This is a genomic window from Lysinibacillus sp. CTST325 (assembly GCF_054665055.1).
The window spans coordinates 114,263-130,398 of sequence record NZ_BAAFHO010000009.1; the positions used below are offsets into that span (position 1 = coordinate 114,263).

Consider the following 16,136-nt stretch of genomic DNA (forward strand, 5'->3'; position numbering starts at 1 on the left):
CTATTAATCTTTCTAAAATGCTGTAATGCAAGTTGGTTTATCAAGGACAAAGAAGAAATGATGCAATGACTGTACGTACTGTTCATCACTAATCTTCACCCTGCTGAGCATAAATAATTCTTGCACTGTCACAACTCCCATGACAAGAGAAGAAAGCTCTGTGATATCGATCACCATTTCCACATCATAGTTAGTACTATTAGAAATTTTTATAGTACCATCGATAGCCTCAATCACCATTTGCTGATTATTTTCAGCTAATAAAGGATCTTTCACAGTTAACTTAAACGTTAATGTTTGACCATTAAAATTATGTGTTGTGAGTTCTTCAAAAAAACCTTGAACATTAATAATGCGATACATTAAGCCAACACCTGATACAGCACTTGCATGGTAGACACTTGGGATTAAATGATTTGTTCCATTTCGTACATCTCCTAAAAAGAAGTGAATATTTTCTTCCTGTGTGTTCCATTCAATACGGTTCACTTGATCCACCTGACTATTTAAAAATGTACTGAACTCTAATAGAGCCTCTGGTGTCTCATAAATCCATTCTTTAATGACTAGATTATTAAGTAAAAAATTCGTTTCACTTTGCTTATTAAAGGAAAATACCATATAGCCTTGTATTGAATCTCCCTTTTCAACAGCAATAATATAGTTTTGGGGGTTTTTAAAAATGGATGAAAGCTCCGATTCTGTTTTTAAAAACATACCATGCTTTCTCGATGCAACTCTTCTATAGCAATCTGCTAATTTATGCTGATCCTGTGCTGTTAAAAAAGTAAGATGTTTTTTTGTTGGCCCCTTCGGAAAGCTTGATGGTTCCACTGAATATTGATGCATTTTCGGTCCGTATCCAAAGCCCATTTTTTTATAAAAGTCAGGTCTAAACGGATATAACGCAACAAAATGAACATTTTTCTCTAAAAAAACCTTAAAAAAATGATCTATTAATTCTTTGGCAACCTTTTCTTTTTTACGGAGTAAATCAACTGCAACTAGTCCTACTCCCCCGATTGGAATCATTTTAGAGAAGAGATTCATTTCAAAATCATGGAGTCGCATGCCACCAACTAGTTTGTTATCTTCCCATAGCCCATAATAATGAATAGCTGCGTCATTGTTTTGATTGTGCATAAAAAGTGCCTTTAGCTGCTCTTTCGTTGGCTGTAAACTCCCCATCCTTCCTGGATAAGCACCAACCACAATATCAACAAAATGTATAAAATCCTCTTCCTTCAATAATTTTTCAACGACTTTCATATACATCCCCATCCTACACTAAATTATTTTAATGCACGCTCTTTTCGTAATTTTTTTCACATTAATTTCAGCCCTTGATAATAACATATATTACCACATACAAATAGTACTCGGTGGGCTCCTTTTTAGATGTATACAGAAAGGAATTATGAGGTGGAACATTTAGTGCTGGTTGTTTCTGCATACAATGTTTTATAGCTATACCCTTATTCAACTTCTCGAGCAAGTCGCAGTAACTGAGCGTTTGCTCATTGATTAGGGCATCAGGAAGTGATCACAAAGCGGGCTACAACTAAAGGGAAAGCTCGAAATACGATGTGTTGTGCACACATATGGCTCAACTAAAAAAAAGATGGACTGCATAAATTACTGAAGGGAGACGGAGAGAGTGAATCTGATTGATGCATATATTCATGAAGTAACTAAAAGAATAAGCAAGGATAAGCGTGATAAAACCCGTCTAGAACTAAAATCTACTATTGAAGATATGTTACCTGAAGATTATTCAGAATCAGATATAAAGGATGTTCTAAAAAAACTCGGCAATCCTGTAGAAGTTGCAGCAAGCTATCAAAAAACACCACGATTTATAATTGGTCCAGAAGTGTTTGACACTTATATTAAGACAATAAAATTAGTTATTCCTTGGGCAATTTTAATTACAATTATTGTACAAATGATAGAAAGTATCGTGCTTTATAACGGAGAAGGTGCACTCCTGACTACTATTATTAAAACTATTTCTATAACTATCTCTCATACTATTTCAGTAATCGTCTACGTACTGTTCTGGATTACAGTTGCTTTCATTGTCATCGAACGATCTGGAGGAAAAAACGTTCAAATTCCCCTTATAAAAAATCACCCAGAATGGACACCGGATGATTTAGCAAAAGTTAAAATAATCCCTAAAGAAAAAACGATTTCACTTAATGATAATATTTTTAGCTTCTTAGGCATTGCTATTTTCTCCTTTGCCTTTTTTAATGCTAATCACCTTTTAGGAATCTATACTTCTCCCAATAAAGGCGGGTTGAAATTTGTTATGCCTATATTCAATCAGGATGTCTTACTGTCCTTCGCCCCAATCGTTTTATGCTGTATCGTTTTAAGTGTCGCTTTAACATTATGGAAATTGAAGGTTGGTCAATGGACAATGTTAATCGCCGTAACGAATGCACTTCTTCAATGTACAGGAGTTATTGTTTTTATTCTTATGGCTATTCACCCTGATCTCATACACAGTCCAGCCGTACCTTATATCGCTGCAATTACGGGAACGACCTCTGCTAAGATTTTGTTTGCTATAGATAGAATATTATTCGTAAGCATCGCTATTGCCATCATTGCAAATGCATTTGATATTTATAATGGCTTTAAAAAGGCTAGAATTTGAAATGAACTATAAGTTTTGAGAGCTGACTCTTTTTTGTTGGCTCTTTACTTATTCATATCCTCCTTCAAAATACCGTTATTCTCTAATGTTTTGTATAATAATAAAGTTAATACATTCATAAATAATCTGCACTAATTCAAACAGAATAAGGGGAAATAATTATGACCATTCTTCTTGTAGATGACAATCAGGTCAATCTATTTGTAATTGAAAAAGTATTAAAAAATGCAGGTTATGATAACTGTGTTTCTCTAACATCTGCCTATGAGCTTTTTGATTATTTACAGTTAGATGCATCAAATCCAACAGGAAATTCAGTGGATTTGATTTTATTAGATATTATGATGCCTGAAATCGACGGTATTGAAGCTTGTAGACGTATTAAGCAACATAAACGATTAAAAGATATTCAAATTATCTTTGTCACAGCTCTAGAAGATAAAAACAAGCTCGCAGAAGCACTTGATATCGGAGGAGTAGATTATATTACAAAGCCGATTAATAAAACCGAGCTTCTTGCTAGAATTCGAGTTGCTTTACGATTGAAGGCTGAATTAGATTGGCATACTCAGCAAGAAAAGAAAATACAATACGAATTAGATCTAGCAACACATGTACAAAGAAACCTTTTGAGCACTCCTTTAAATGAGGCTAATATTCAAATAGAAGTATCTTATCTACCTTCTTCTAATTTAGCAGGGGATATGTATTATTGGCATAAAATAGATGATCACCGATACGCCATCATTTTGCTTGATATGATGGGACATGGGATCCCTGCTGCACTTGTTTGTATGTTTATTTCCTCTGTCCTAAGAGAAGCCGTTAAACAATTAGTAGATCCTGAATTAGTGATACAAGAGTTAAACCGTTATATGACACTTTTGCGCAATGGAAAAGAGGACAATCTTTTTTATTTCACAGCTATTTATTTAGTAATAGATACCGAGCAAAAAACAATTGAATATGTGAACGCTGGTCATCCTTCTGGCTATGCTCTAGTTGATAAAAAGACGCTCGTACCATTAAAACGAGGAAGTTGTGCAGTCGGCTTTTTCGATGAAATCGACGTACAAAAGCAATGTATTCAATACAATGAAGATGTGCAAATCATTTTATATACGGATGGTGTGTTAGAGGCAATGGGACCATGTGAAATGGAATCCGAGAAGCATTTACAAACATTAATATCTACGGAATGGGATTATTCTCAACGTCTAATCGACAATGTACTGCCTAAGGAGAAACAAGAGAATCAACCAGATGATATGTGCGTATTAATGATTCAAGCACAGGCTACATAAAATAGGGCCGTTGCCTAAGTCTCTACTGCGGAGAACTTAGGTAACAGCCCATTTTTTCTTACTCTATCTTCTGATATATTTTTTCATTGCCTACGATTTTTTTATATTTTGGAATAATATCTTCAAATCGTATTGTCTCCTTATCTCCTAAACATAAAAAACCAGTATTACTTAGGCTTTCGGAAAACAAATGATGAACCTTATTTTGTAACTCAGATGAAAAATAAATTAAAACATTTCTGCACAGAATGACATGAAATTCATTAAACGAATGATCTGTTACTAAATTATGCTGTGCAAATATAATGTGTTTTAACAGTGACGGATGGAAGTAAGCATATTGATAATCAGTTTTATAATATTCGGAGAAAGCGTGAATGCCACCTGCTTGCATATAGTTTTTAGTATATGCCTGCATTTTGTTAATCGGGAATACTCCCTTTTTTGCCTTTTCCAATACTTGTTCGTTCATATCTGTAGCGTAAATAACTGCTTTATCTATTAACCCTTCTTCCTGTAGCAAAATAGCCATAGAGAATACTTCCTCTCCCGTGGCACATCCTGCATGCCATATCCGAATTTCAGGGTAATCTCTTAAATGCGGTACAACCTCTTGTCGAAAAGCCTTAAAAAAACTAGGGTTGCGGAACATTTCAGTAACGTTTATAGAAAAATCGTTCAATAGTTGCTCTAAAAACCCGTTTTCGTGTATTACTTTTTCAAGTACACGAGAAATCGTTGGGATATTACACATCCTCATCCTATTATTAATTCTTCGTGATATTGAGGAACGATTATATTGTCGAAAATCAAATCCTGACATACGATAAATAGCCTCAAGTAATAAATCCATCTCTAAATCTGTCTGCGTTTTTTGCTGCAAAGGAAATCGGTCCATCTTATTAACTCCCTTTAGAAACTAGCCATACTCTTAAAACGGATATTAATTGCTCTAAATTTAATGGCTTACTAATATAATCTGAAGCACCAGCCTCTAATGATTTATCTCGATCATTTTTCATGGCCTTCGCTGTTAAAGCGATAATTGGTAAATCCGTAATCTCCAGTTGTTTTCGTATAATCGACATCGTTTCATAGCCATCCAAATTTGGCATCATAATATCCATCAGAATAAGGTCAATCTCATCATTAGCTTGCATAATATCTAAACACTCTATCCCATCTTTTGCAACTAAGATATTCATGCCTCGTTTTTCGAGTGCATTTTTTAGTGCATAGATATTACGATAATCATCGTCTACAATTAAAATATTCTTCCCTTGAAAAACTTCTACCTCATGTTGAGAGAATTCCTGAATTTCTAATAGGTGCTCTTCTTCTTCTAACTCATGTACTTCAGTAGTAGCCCCTACCTCATGTATAGCAAGTTCAAGGTATTTTGGCTCCTCGATTCCATTTGGCAAGCTTGGGATTGTTAGTGTAAAGGTACTGCCTTGCCCCTCTTCACTTTGTAAAGAAATCCAACCACCAAGTAATCTTGCAAGTTCTTTACAAATGGACAAACCAAGACCTGTTCCACCATATTTACGCACAGTTGCCCCATCAGCCTGTTGGAATGATTCAAAAATTAGCTGTTGCTTATCCTTCGGAATCCCTATACCTGTATCTAAAACTGTAATTTCTAACCAATCTGCGCTAAGATCCTGCATATTATTTGTTAACTGTTCTTGACCAAGCTGTTTAATTTCAAGATTAACGGAGCCTTGTTCTGTAAATTTAAAGGCATTTGATAATAAATTTTTCAATATTTGCTGGAATCTTTTTTCGTCCGTATAGAAAACATCTGCTACACTTTTATCTTTCGCAATATGGAATTGCAGATTTTTTTTCGTTGCTACAGGCGCAAAAGTTTGCTCGATATGTACAGGAACCTCACTCATATTCATTTCATCAAAACTAATATCTAACTTGCCTGCCTCAACTTTTGATAAATCTAAAATATCATTAATTAACGCCAGCAAATCTTCTCCCGAAAAATGGATAACCTGTGCAAATTCAGCTTCCTCTTCTGATAAATTGCTTTGGCTATTTTCAGCTAACATTTCAGATAAAATTAAAATGCTATTCAGTGGCGTTCGCAATTCATGTGACATATTGGCTAAAAACTCAGATTTATAATTTGAATTTAGTAACAGCTGCTCCGCACTTTCCTCTAATTCTCTTTTAGCTTGTTCTAATTCTCTCGACTTTAACTCTGCCTCTTTTGTCCTTTCTTCCAATTGTTCATTAATCATTGTCAGTTCTTCTGTTTGCATCTGCAATTCTTCTGATTGTGCCTGAAGCTCTTCAGATTGCACCTGTAATTCCTCTGTCATAGCTCTTGATTCATTTAATAAACGGACTATTTCCATACGGCCTAGGACACTATTGATCGTTAATCCAAAGGTTTCGATAACTTGCTTCACTAATTGCTGCTGTAGCTTATTAAAGCCAGTCATTGTAGCTAATTCAATGACAGCTATGACTTCATTTTCATATATAATAGGGACGATAAAAATACTTTTTGGTGATACTTCTCCTAAGCCAGTACTTATCAGACGGAAATCTTCTGGAATATCGTTATCAATTAAAATCTTTTTTTCTAAAGCACATTGTCCAATCAAGCCTTGCCCCAGTTTAAAGCTCTCCATCCCAACATCTTCCCCAGAGTCCGCAAAACCAGCTTTTTTTACAAACTGTATATTATTATCAGTAGTTTCACGAACATAAAATGCACCCAGAGAAGACTGTGTTTTTTGCGCTATTTCTGAAAGGAAAGTTTCAGCTAATTTGGTGATGGCAGAAATGCCTTGATATTTTGTGACAATTTCTGCGATATTCAGCTGTAGCCATTCTCTTCTCTCGAGTGCATCCAATAACTCATTTGTAGCAGTTGCAAGGTCATTGATCTCATCATTTGTTCTAACATGAATCCTTCCTTTTTGACTGCTTTTGGAAGCTGCGATTTCTTGAATCGTTTGCGTAACCTTTGTTAACGTTTTTACGATTGAACGAGAAATACCATTTGCAATGATAATCGCAACAACTGAAATAAATACAAGTATGCCAAGTAGTGTAAGTGTTACAATACCATTCCTTTTGTCCAAGTCATTTACTTTAGTTTGCATAGTTGCCATTACCACTGAACGGAGTGATTCAAACTGATCTCGTACTGTTGCCATGTCTTTGCGACCTATATCTACTTTATAGTGTTCATATAACGCTTCTGTATTGTTTTCTTTTTTAAATTTAATAGAAGGCTCTCCTGACGTTGTAATCCAATGCTCTATTGTCGCCTTTACTTCATTTAACTTCTGTTGTTGTGTTGGTTGATTTTCTAAAAGCTGATAAAGTTCATCAAAATCAGATTTCCAACTTTCATTAGCTTTGTTATAAGGCTCTAAATAGCCTGATTCACCTGTAATAATAAAACCCCTAAGGTTCGACTCCATATCTAAAATGTTTTTTTCAATACGATTAGTTAGAGCATGTACATTTGAGTCATTCTTAATAATATAATTTCTTTCTTTTTGTAGAGAAGTAATTTGATTATTTAAGATGATCACTGATGCAAGTAAACAAAGTATGATAACAATATAGCCTAACGTAATTTTAGTTCGTATACCTATCTTTAATTTATTTAGCATTTGTTTTCCTACCTTTATCTGTCATAAACTCTATAACTAGTATCATTGTACATCAAACAGTAACAAAGTTTCTTCCTCTTAGGTTAAGAGAGTAATCTCTTTCCGAGAAATACTTAACAAATTTACATTGAAAAAGTTCATCACCATAACGTGGGGTTGATTTCCGTTCCGACTGGGCGCTTTGTAGCTGTCGCTTTGCTTTCGCTACAGAAAACATTTGTTGCTGTCGCTTCGCTTTCGCACAGATAAAACATTTGCCGCTGACGCTTCGCTTTCGCGCAGAGCAGAGCTTCCTGGGGGCGTCCGATGAGCCGCTTCGCTTCGCTGCAGGGTCTCGGGCCAACCCGATGTCGGTCACGAAGTGGTTATCACAGGACGTGATGGTTTTAGCCTTCGTTCCTCTTATTGCTAATCCCCAAGGAGTCGCCCAGTCTCCACTCCAATCAACTTTTATTCATGAATACGTTTTAACAAATGTCATACCTAACTTCCGGTAATGATCCATTAAAAGTTAATAAGTCTCATATTCTTTTCATATACATATTATATTGGCCAATTTTGCCGAGGCATAATTGATAATAAGGAGAGAACAATTGTGGACATTTACGTAAGACCAGGGGATTCTCTTTGGCGTTTCAGTGAAGTGTTTAAAATACCTCTTCAACTAATTAAAGATTCGAACCGAAATATTAATTCTCAATTTTTAAGGGTTGGACAGCGCATTCGTATTCCAGGGTTTGTGACAGTCAATTATCAAGTCAAACAAGGAGATAGTTTTTGGCAAATAGCCCAAAGCAGAAACCTCCCATTAGGAGCCATCTTGCTTGTCAACCCCGGTCTTAATCCGAATCAATTACACATTGGGCAGACAATTCGCATTCCCCAACGAATCACATGGAGGCTCGTCAATGGTAAACAAAATTATACTTACACGATTATGATGAATGATATCAAAAAGCTTCTCGATGCTTATCCATTTCTACAAAGCTCTACAATTGGACATTCTGTTCTACAGCATGGAATCCCAGAGCTTCTCATCGGGAACGGAACTAAGCGTGTCCATTATAACGGCTCCTTTCATGCGAATGAATGGATTACAACTCCGATTATTTTAACTTTTATAAACGACTATCTACTCTCACTCACCAATCAAAGTACAATTCGCGGTTTATCTCCATTACCACTTTACCAGCAAACAATCCTTTCTTTAGTTCCGATGGTCAATCCCGATGGTGTCGATTTAGTATTACAAGGACCACCTAATGACGAAGTATTAAGAAATCAGCTTATTACTTGGAATAACGGTAGCACCGATTTCTCAGGTTGGAAGGCTAATATAAATGGTGTCGATTTGAACGATCAGTTTCCTGCAAAATGGGAGCTCGAACGTGCACGAAATCCTAAAACACCTGGGCCAAGAGATTTTGGAGGACAACGACCTTTGTCCGAGCCAGAGGCCATTGCTATGGCTGACTTAACAAAAAAACGCGATTTCGCCAGAGTTCTTGCATTTCATACACAAGGTAGAGTGATTTATTGGGGTTTCGAAAATCTCGAACCACCAGAGTCAGAAATCCTTGTTCATGAGTTTAGCCGGGTCAGTGGCTACGAGCCTATTAATTCAGCAGGCAGTTATGCGGGCTATAAAGATTGGTTTATTCAAGATTGGCGTAGACCTGGCTTTACTGTTGAGTTAGGTAGTGGTACAAATCCACTTCCACTCAGCCAATTCGACGACATCTATGAAGAAACATTAGGTATATTCCTTGCAGCATTGTATATGTAATCGAAATCGATAATCTAAGAATAGTTCCCCTTGAGGATTTTTCATCTTAATTCAAATCTAAATAAATATCCCCAATCCCCTTTTACCTCTAAAGTGAAAGGGGATTTTTTACCCTCTGATTGATTGCTTCTTGATAGTTCATCACCAAAAGTTGTGGATGGCTTTTGGTAAAACGTCTACTATGTCAATAAGTTGATTAGAGTGGAGGCTGGGTGACTCCTTGGGGATTAGCGTCACAGATGAGACCCTGGAGCGAGCAGGCAGAGGAACGAAGGCTAAAACCATCACATCCTGTGATAACGCCTTCGTGACCAACATCGCGTTGGCCTAAGCGGCTCATCGGGCGCCCCTAGGAAAGCGCCCAGCCGGAACGGAAATCAACCACACGTTTTGATGGTGATCCTTCTTAGCAGAAATTTGGACGTATTTGGAAAAATTACTTTGACAGGTAGAGTAATGTTTGCTAATATTACTCTAACAGATAGAGCAATAAAAATTAAGTAGGTGACTTATGGTTCGAAGTGACATCATCCGCGGACACTTGGATTCCATTATTTTAAGGTTAATTTCAGAGAAAGACCGTTATGGTTATGAAATTTCTCAGGAAATAAGTATCCGCACAAATAATCGATTTCAAATTAAAGAAGCAACTTTATACGCAGTTTTTCAACGTCTTGAGAAAAAGGAAATTATTGAAGCCTATTATGGTGATGTTTCACACGGAGGCAAAAGAAAGTATTACCGTATTACCCCGTTAGGTAAAGCTTATTTAAATGAGCTAGTAAAAGAGTGGTCGGAAGTAAAAGAAATTATCGACTTATTTATGGAGGGCTTAGAATGAAAAAGATAAAAAATCATATTGATGAGCTTTTTAAAGACATTCCTCGTAATAAAGAAACAGAGATGGTGAAACAAGAAATCATTCAAAACCTTGAAGAAAAAGTATTTTATTTAATGGATCAAGGGAAAGAACAAGAGGATGCCATCAACAAAGCCATCGTGGAGTTTGGAGATATTGAGGATTTAAAAAAGGAATTAGGCGGGAAGGAGCCCGGAAAGAAAAACATGTCTAAATTAAATTTAGAATTTTCTATATGGGGTAGTGGCTTAATTATTACATTTTTTGTTTTCATTAATCTTTACTATACACCAAATACAATTTGGGCAATCTATCCGATCTTCGCAATATTATGGTGGCCATTATCTATGTACTTCGTTTGGTCACGTAAGAAATGGAGTGAATAAAACATGAAGAACTTTATTAGCTTTTCGATTGTAGGTAGTTTGATGACAATGATTTTTTTAGGAATCGTCAATTATACGACGTCACCTCAGGAGCTTTGGTTTATTTACCCGTGCTTACTTGTATTGCTATGGCCAATAACGTTATTCTTTATGTCTAGAAGAATGTATAAACAATATTCTCTTGTTTGTAGTGCCATGATTATTGCTTTTCTTATCATTGAAAATTATTTATACTCACCCGATTATATATGGTTCATTTATGCGGTTTATCCAATCATCTGGTGGCCAATTCTTATGTATTTAGAGAAAAAAGCAAAAACATTAAAAATTGCACTAATAGGCTGTGCAAGTACCATTATTTATTACTCCTTATTAAATATTATTTTATCCCATCCGTACCCTTGGGCAATCTATCCGTCATTTTTAGTAATTTGGTGGCCCTTAGCTTTATACCACGCACAAAGAAAAACGTTTGTAGCATTCTCTGTTACCGCTACAGTTCTGATCAGTATCTTTTTTATTACAGTAAATATTGTCTCTTCACCAGGCGTAATATGGGCGTTTTATCCAATCTTTGTAGTCCTATGGTGGCCCCTTAGTATGTACTTTTATGTTTATAAAAGAAAAATGTACAATTCAACAACTCTTCCTAAAAAAATCTAAAAATTTCGATTATAATTCACTTTCACAGAGGTAATTAGATGAAAAAGATAATGAAATTTATAAAATATACTGGAATAATTACTATCACATTACTCGTAACGGCGCTTTTATTCCCTACATGGACTTCCCATATTAAAGGTAATAACAGTGTAAGTGCATTAGAGCAAGTAAAGATAAATGGAAGTACTCATGAAGTTATGATACGTGGCAAAGATAAGGATAATCCCGTTATTATTTTTGTCCATGGAGGACCTGGATGTTCAGAAATACCGTATGCCAGTAAGTATCAAAACTTATTGGAAAACAATTTTACGGTCGTGAATTACGACCAAAGAGCAAGCGGAAAATCATATCATTTTTTTGAGGACTATTCTAATCTTTCGTCAGACTTACTCGTAGATGACTTATTGGCCTTGACGGATTATATATCAGATCGTCTAGGCAAAGAAAAGGTAATATTAATTGGCCATTCTTATGGCACGTATATTGCAACGCAAGCTGCCTCTAAAGCTCCTGAAAAATTTACAGCATATGTTGGAATTGGACAGATGAGTGATCAAGCAGGAAGCGAGATTGACGGTTTGAATTACGTTATTCAGCAAGCTGAAAATGCTGGCAATAAGGATGATGTTCTATATTTACAAGGGTTAACTGAACAAGTTGAAAATGGCGAGACGTTTATTCCACGGAAGTATATTGCAAAATATGGTGGAGCTTCAAGACTTATTGATAACCCTGACGGGAATATCATAAGTATGTTATTCAGTCGTGAGTATAACTTATTAGATGTCATTCGTTACAACTATGGGCTATCCTGTTCTCAAAAAACTCTATTAGAGGAAGTAATGAAAAACCCATTACCTACTAAAGTAAAAAAACTTGAATTACCATGCTATTTTGTTATGGGTAAATATGATTATCAAACTTCATCTAACGCAGCAAAAAAATACTTTGATATGATTGAAGCCGATAAAAAAGAATTTATTGCCTTTGAACAATCAGCTCATTATCCACAATTTGAAGAGAAGGAAAAATTTTATGAATGGATGTGCGATACGTTTGTGAAATAATTGGCTCTTCACCAAAACATGGGATTGATTTCCTTCCGACTGAGCGCTTTGTTGCTGACGCTTCGCTTTCGCACAGATAAAACATTTGTTGCTGACGCTTCGCTTTCGCACAGAGCAAAGCTTCCTGGGGGCGTCCGATGAGTCGCTTCTGTGTTTTACAGTGACAAAAAATCAATTCCCTTAAGGATATCGATAGTAGCTCACATTATTTATTTACTATATAATTTAGCTATTAAATATTTTAATGGGCTGTGATACTATGTCAAAAAATGAACAATTGCACAATGTGGAAATCATTATGAAAGAGATGCTTGAAATACAGCATACATCGAAAATGTTTGTAAATCTTTTATCTGAGGGAGAATCATTATCTCAAAACCAGCTGATCCTCCTACTTCAGCTAAAGATTAATGGTGGTATGAAAGCAACAGAAATTGCTGAATTCTTTAGTGTGACACCAGGAGCCGTTACATCGATGTGCGATAAGCTGGAAAAATTAGAATTAGTAGAACGAATTAGAGAGAAAGAAGATCGTCGTGTTGTAAAAATGATTTTAACTAATAACGGTGAATTGAAGGTTCAAGATTTATTTTTAAAGTTTCCACAGGAAAAACTGATAGACATGGCCAAAATATTGCGTGAGGTTAATCAGTTAATGAAAAAAATTTTTTAGGATTTCATAAAATTGAAGTCCTTTTTTTATTGCCCAGAAAATATGCGAGAACTAATTTAACGCATTAGGTTCTTGACAAAATGAAGTTACATATATTTTAATTAATATATGTTTTAATAATTAAAATATATACTAAATAAAATATACGGGGTGATAATTTTGATTCAAAAACTACGCACGGTAACTCTTACAAATGGCAATATTAAAGATTTGACAGCGGATTGTGAGCAATTAAATATCCGCGGATTCGTTACTTTACATCAAGAAGTACGCGTAAAAAAAATCTCTACTCATGGTCATAGTTCTTTTCATTCTCGCGTTGAAGCACAGATTTTAAATAGTACAGGATCCTGTACTCTAAAAGATTTTTGTGAAATTAATGAGATGAAAAGTGCCGGGAGCTTAAATATGCGTAATGGGCAAGTAACAAAACTGAATAGTTCTGGGAAGTTGACCATTGAACAAAATTTAGAGGCTGAAACTGTAGATGTAATCGGTATTGTGAAAGCAACTGAAATACTAGCGAAGCTTTTTCATTTAAAAATGTCTGGTGAAAGTAAAATTAGGGAGCTTATAGCAGATGAAATATGCATAGAAAAGGATAAGATTTCTGTTCTTCCTTTATTAAAGAAAAAATTAATTTGTCATTGTATAAAAGGGAAAAATGTACGCCTTTCCTATACACATGCGGAAATTGTGGAAGGAGATGTTGTCATCGTGGGAAGTAATTGTAGAGTAAAAACACTTTATTATACAGATAGCTATTCAATCGCTCCCAATGCTAAAGTGCAACAAATCGTACGGAGGGAGAAGGAATGATATTTAAAAAAATCATTCAGACCTTTGTTTGCTCGCTGGCACTCTTTGTGTTATCTATCCTCTATGTTGGTTTGGTCTTATGTGCATTATTGTCAATACTAGCAGGTGTTTTACGAACATTCGGTCTTGAGCAATTGAAGATGGGCATTTGGTATGGCGTTGAGCTTCCAGTCATCTTCAGCATTCCCCTAGCCCTCCTTGTATCCTTACTCCTGTTCTATTGCTCAATATATGTTAAACGCTCTGTCCTATTCTGTCTTTCGAAGATTAGGTATTAACATCGAAAAGCACATCTTTTGGTTAATCAAAAGATGTGCCCCTTGTTGTTGCTGTCGCACAGATAAACAATGCGTCGGGAATCGGCTTTGTGCTTAGGCCTGCCGATGTTTTTTGTGCGAAAGCACAGCGGCAGCGACAGGTACAGATGTTTGGACACCCGTTGAAAAGTATCTTAACATCTCAACGCCTATAGAATTCTGCTGAAAGAAATTAAATCATTGTGATTTTGTCATTAATTAATGCCTTTTTAAATATATTAATTAATATGGTTGAAAATTCATACTACAATTTATTTTGGCTCATCACCAAAACTTTTTGCAAAACTCTTCCTTAACGATTTATGAAATAAAAAAATAGAACCTTCAATCCAAAATTAGAATGAAGGTTCTATATTATATTTTGTAGAAACAAACGCTTAGATGCTTTGTTACTACATTAGATTTTATTTTAAACGAAGCGCTTCGTCTGTTGATTCATTAACTTCCTTAAGAAGCTCTGGGTTTTCTGCTAATGACTTGCCATAAGATGGAATCATTTCTTTAAGTTTAGATTCCCATTCGTTAACATGTTGAGGGAAGCATTTATTGATTACCTCAAGCATAACGTGAACAGCAGTAGAAGCACCAGGAGAAGCTCCAAGTAATGCAGCGATTGAGCCATCAGAAGCACTTACAACTTCCGTACCAAATTGAAGTGTTCCTTTACCACCAGCTTCAGTATCTTTAATAACTTGTACACGTTGACCAGCTACAATAATATCCCAATCATCGCTCTTAGCATTCGGGATGAAATCACGTAGCTCTTCCATACGTTGTTCTTTAGATAACATAAGTTGTTGGATTAAATATTTTGTTAATCCCATTTCTTTAACCCCTGCCGCTAATAACGTTGTAATATTATGCGGTTTTACAGAAGCAAATAAATCCATATTTGAACCTGTTTTTAAGAACTTAGGTGAGAAACCTGCGAACGGTCCAAATAGTAATGATTTTTTGTTATCAATATAGCGTGTATCAAGATGCGGAACAGACATTGGTGGAGCACCAACTTTAGCTTTTCCGTATACTTTCGCATGATGTTGTTCAGCCACTTCTTGGTTTTTACATACTAAGAATAATCCACTGATTGGGAATCCACCAATATGCTTTCCTTCAGGAATACCTGATTTTTGTAGTAATTCTAGGCTTCCTCCACCAGCACCAAGGAAAACAAATTTTGCTGAATGGTATTCCATTTTACAGCCATTTTTGTCGTGCACTCGTACTTCCCATGAACCATCGCTAGTACGTTTCATGCTTTCAACACTATGGTTGTAGTTGATGTCAACGTCTTTATTTTTTAAGTGGTCGAATAACATACGTGTTAATGCACCAAAGTTAACGTCTGTACCAGTGTCAATTTTTGTCGCAGCGATAGCCTCATCTGCTGGACGATCTTGCATAATAAGAGGAATCCATTCCTTTAGTGTTTCTGGGTTATCAGAAAATTCCATACCTTGGAATAAAGGATTTTTTGTCATTGTTTCATGACGTTTTTTTAGAAACTCTACATTGTCTTCCCCTTGTACTAAACTCATATGAGGTAAAGGCATAATGAAGTCCTGTGGATTACTGATCAGTTTGTTGTTCACAAGATAAGACCAAAATTGTTTTGAAAGTTGGAACTGCTCATTAACTTTAATCGCTTTGCTAATATCGATTGATCCGTCTTTTTTCTCTGAAGTGTAGTTAAGCTCACAAAGTGCAGCATGTCCAGTTCCCGCATTATTTAATTCGTGAGAACTTTCTTCACCAGCTTTATCAAGCTGCTCAAACACTGTAATTTTCCAATCTGGTGCTAATTCTTTGAGCATTGTCCCCAAAGTCGCACTCATGATTCCGGCACCAATTAAGATAACATCTGATTTAATTTGTCTGTTACTCATTTTTACCTTCCTTATATATTAAGATTTGCAGAAAGGATGTATAGCTTTCCTGCTTAGATAT

General features: G+C 35.7%; 16 protein-coding genes. 10 read left to right on the top strand and 6 right to left on the bottom strand.

Annotated features, from left to right (window positions below; genetic code table 11):
* Positions 1 to 12 precede the first annotated feature (12 nt).
* On the bottom strand, positions 13 to 1,269 hold the full coding sequence (locus ACYQ73_RS18865) for a GNAT family N-acetyltransferase (RefSeq protein ID WP_460013868.1): 1,257 nt from the start codon (positions 1,267 to 1,269) through the stop codon (positions 13 to 15).
* Between the two features lie 388 nt (positions 1,270 to 1,657).
* On the opposite strand from ACYQ73_RS18865, the gene ACYQ73_RS18870 reads away from it, so the two are divergent.
* Together ACYQ73_RS18870 and ACYQ73_RS18875 are read left to right on the top strand one after the other, a co-directional pair.
* Positions 1,658 to 2,665 carry an HAAS signaling domain-containing protein gene (locus ACYQ73_RS18870; protein WP_460013869.1) on the top strand — a complete coding sequence of 336 codons (1,008 nt, stop codon included), beginning with the start codon at positions 1,658 to 1,660 and terminating at the stop codon, positions 2,663 to 2,665.
* Between the two features lie 161 nt (positions 2,666 to 2,826).
* Entirely contained in the window at positions 2,827 to 3,969 is a 1,143-nt protein-coding gene (locus ACYQ73_RS18875; protein ID WP_460013870.1) for a SpoIIE family protein phosphatase, read from the top strand.
* Positions 3,970 to 4,027: 58 nt separating this feature from the next.
* On the opposite strand, the gene ACYQ73_RS18880 is transcribed toward ACYQ73_RS18875, so the two are convergent.
* Both ACYQ73_RS18880 and ACYQ73_RS18885 read right to left on the bottom strand, forming a co-directional pair.
* Positions 4,028 to 4,867, bottom strand: coding sequence for a CheR family methyltransferase (locus ACYQ73_RS18880; protein WP_460013871.1), 840 nt, complete (start codon positions 4,865 to 4,867; stop codon positions 4,028 to 4,030).
* Between the two features lie 4 nt (positions 4,868 to 4,871).
* On the bottom strand, positions 4,872 to 7,616 hold the full coding sequence (locus tag ACYQ73_RS18885; protein ID WP_460013872.1) for an ATP-binding protein: 2,745 nt from the start codon (positions 7,614 to 7,616) through the stop codon (positions 4,872 to 4,874).
* 347 nt (positions 7,617 to 7,963) lie between these two features.
* On the opposite strand from ACYQ73_RS18885, the gene ACYQ73_RS18890 reads away from it, so the two are divergent.
* Positions 7,964 to 8,113, top strand: a complete 150-nt coding sequence (locus tag ACYQ73_RS18890) for a hypothetical protein (RefSeq protein WP_460013873.1) — start codon at positions 7,964 to 7,966, stop codon at positions 8,111 to 8,113.
* A gap of 98 nt (positions 8,114 to 8,211) precedes the next feature.
* Positions 8,212 to 9,402 carry a M14 family metallopeptidase gene (locus ACYQ73_RS18895; protein WP_460013874.1) on the top strand — a complete coding sequence of 397 codons (1,191 nt, stop codon included), beginning with the start codon at positions 8,212 to 8,214 and terminating at the stop codon, positions 9,400 to 9,402.
* A 196-nt stretch (positions 9,403 to 9,598) separates the two neighbouring features.
* Here ACYQ73_RS18895 and ACYQ73_RS18900 read toward each other — a convergent pair whose 3' ends face one another.
* Entirely contained in the window at positions 9,599 to 9,742 is a 144-nt protein-coding gene (locus tag ACYQ73_RS18900; protein ID WP_460013875.1) for a hypothetical protein, read from the bottom strand.
* A 171-nt stretch (positions 9,743 to 9,913) separates the two neighbouring features.
* On the opposite strand from ACYQ73_RS18900, the gene ACYQ73_RS18905 reads away from it, so the two are divergent.
* The 6 genes from ACYQ73_RS18905 to ACYQ73_RS18930 all read left to right on the top strand — a co-directional run bounded on the left by ACYQ73_RS18905 (position 9,914) and on the right by ACYQ73_RS18930 (position 13,872).
* Positions 9,914 to 10,243 carry a PadR family transcriptional regulator gene (locus tag ACYQ73_RS18905; RefSeq protein ID WP_197142914.1) on the top strand — a complete coding sequence of 110 codons (330 nt, stop codon included), beginning with the start codon at positions 9,914 to 9,916 and terminating at the stop codon, positions 10,241 to 10,243.
* Entirely contained in the window at positions 10,240 to 10,647 is a 408-nt protein-coding gene (locus ACYQ73_RS18910; protein ID WP_460013876.1) for a permease prefix domain 1-containing protein, read from the top strand. Before ACYQ73_RS18905 ends, ACYQ73_RS18910 begins: the two co-directional genes overlap by 4 nt.
* A gap of 3 nt (positions 10,648 to 10,650) precedes the next feature.
* Positions 10,651 to 11,310: a hypothetical protein gene (locus ACYQ73_RS18915; protein WP_460013877.1), complete on the top strand. Its 660-nt coding sequence runs from the start codon at positions 10,651 to 10,653 to the stop codon at positions 11,308 to 11,310.
* A 38-nt stretch (positions 11,311 to 11,348) separates the two neighbouring features.
* A complete protein-coding gene (locus ACYQ73_RS18920; RefSeq protein WP_460013878.1) occupies positions 11,349 to 12,380 on the top strand; it encodes an alpha/beta fold hydrolase in 1,032 nt (343 codons plus the stop codon).
* 259 nt (positions 12,381 to 12,639) lie between these two features.
* The gene (locus ACYQ73_RS18925; protein WP_460013879.1) at positions 12,640 to 13,053 is read left to right on the top strand and encodes a MarR family transcriptional regulator; all 414 of its coding nucleotides are present in this window, start codon (positions 12,640 to 12,642) and stop codon (positions 13,051 to 13,053) included.
* A 150-nt stretch (positions 13,054 to 13,203) separates the two neighbouring features.
* A complete protein-coding gene (locus ACYQ73_RS18930; RefSeq protein WP_460013880.1) occupies positions 13,204 to 13,872 on the top strand; it encodes a hypothetical protein in 669 nt (222 codons plus the stop codon).
* A 61-nt stretch (positions 13,873 to 13,933) separates the two neighbouring features.
* Here ACYQ73_RS18930 and ACYQ73_RS18935 read toward each other — a convergent pair whose 3' ends face one another.
* Both ACYQ73_RS18935 and ACYQ73_RS18940 read right to left on the bottom strand, forming a co-directional pair.
* Positions 13,934 to 14,056, bottom strand: coding sequence for a hypothetical protein (locus ACYQ73_RS18935; RefSeq protein ID WP_460013881.1), 123 nt, complete (start codon positions 14,054 to 14,056; stop codon positions 13,934 to 13,936).
* Positions 14,057 to 14,593: 537 nt separating this feature from the next.
* Positions 14,594 to 16,075, bottom strand: a complete 1,482-nt coding sequence (locus tag ACYQ73_RS18940; protein WP_460013882.1) for a malate:quinone oxidoreductase — start codon at positions 16,073 to 16,075, stop codon at positions 14,594 to 14,596.
* Positions 16,076 to 16,136: the final 61 nt, after the last annotated feature.

What these genes read in the sequence shown, in the direction of transcription:
- ACYQ73_RS18880 (WP_460013871.1), bottom strand. Translation starts at nt 4,867, where the DNA reads ATGGACCGATTTCCTTTGCAGCAAAAAACGCAGACAGATTTAGAGATG.
- ACYQ73_RS18920 (WP_460013878.1), top strand. Translation starts at nt 11,349, where the DNA reads ATGAAAAAGATAATGAAATTTATAAAATATACTGGAATAATTACTATC.
- ACYQ73_RS18865 (WP_460013868.1), bottom strand. Translation starts at nt 1,269, where the DNA reads ATGAAAGTCGTTGAAAAATTATTGAAGGAAGAGGATTTTATACATTTT.
- ACYQ73_RS18885 (WP_460013872.1), bottom strand. Translation starts at nt 7,616, where the DNA reads ATGCTAAATAAATTAAAGATAGGTATACGAACTAAAATTACGTTAGGC.
- ACYQ73_RS18875 (WP_460013870.1), top strand. Translation starts at nt 2,827, where the DNA reads ATGACCATTCTTCTTGTAGATGACAATCAGGTCAATCTATTTGTAATT.
- ACYQ73_RS18905 (WP_197142914.1), top strand. Translation starts at nt 9,914, where the DNA reads ATGGTTCGAAGTGACATCATCCGCGGACACTTGGATTCCATTATTTTA.
- ACYQ73_RS18925 (WP_460013879.1), top strand. Translation starts at nt 12,640, where the DNA reads ATGTCAAAAAATGAACAATTGCACAATGTGGAAATCATTATGAAAGAG.
- ACYQ73_RS18900 (WP_460013875.1), bottom strand. Translation starts at nt 9,742, where the DNA reads ATGAGCCGCTTAGGCCAACGCGATGTTGGTCACGAAGGCGTTATCACA.
- ACYQ73_RS18940 (WP_460013882.1), bottom strand. Translation starts at nt 16,075, where the DNA reads ATGAGTAACAGACAAATTAAATCAGATGTTATCTTAATTGGTGCCGGA.
- ACYQ73_RS18915 (WP_460013877.1), top strand. Translation starts at nt 10,651, where the DNA reads ATGAAGAACTTTATTAGCTTTTCGATTGTAGGTAGTTTGATGACAATG.
- ACYQ73_RS18910 (WP_460013876.1), top strand. Translation starts at nt 10,240, where the DNA reads ATGAAAAAGATAAAAAATCATATTGATGAGCTTTTTAAAGACATTCCT.
- ACYQ73_RS18890 (WP_460013873.1), top strand. Translation starts at nt 7,964, where the DNA reads ATGTCGGTCACGAAGTGGTTATCACAGGACGTGATGGTTTTAGCCTTC.
- ACYQ73_RS18935 (WP_460013881.1), bottom strand. Translation starts at nt 14,056, where the DNA reads ATGCTGAAGATGACTGGAAGCTCAACGCCATACCAAATGCCCATCTTC.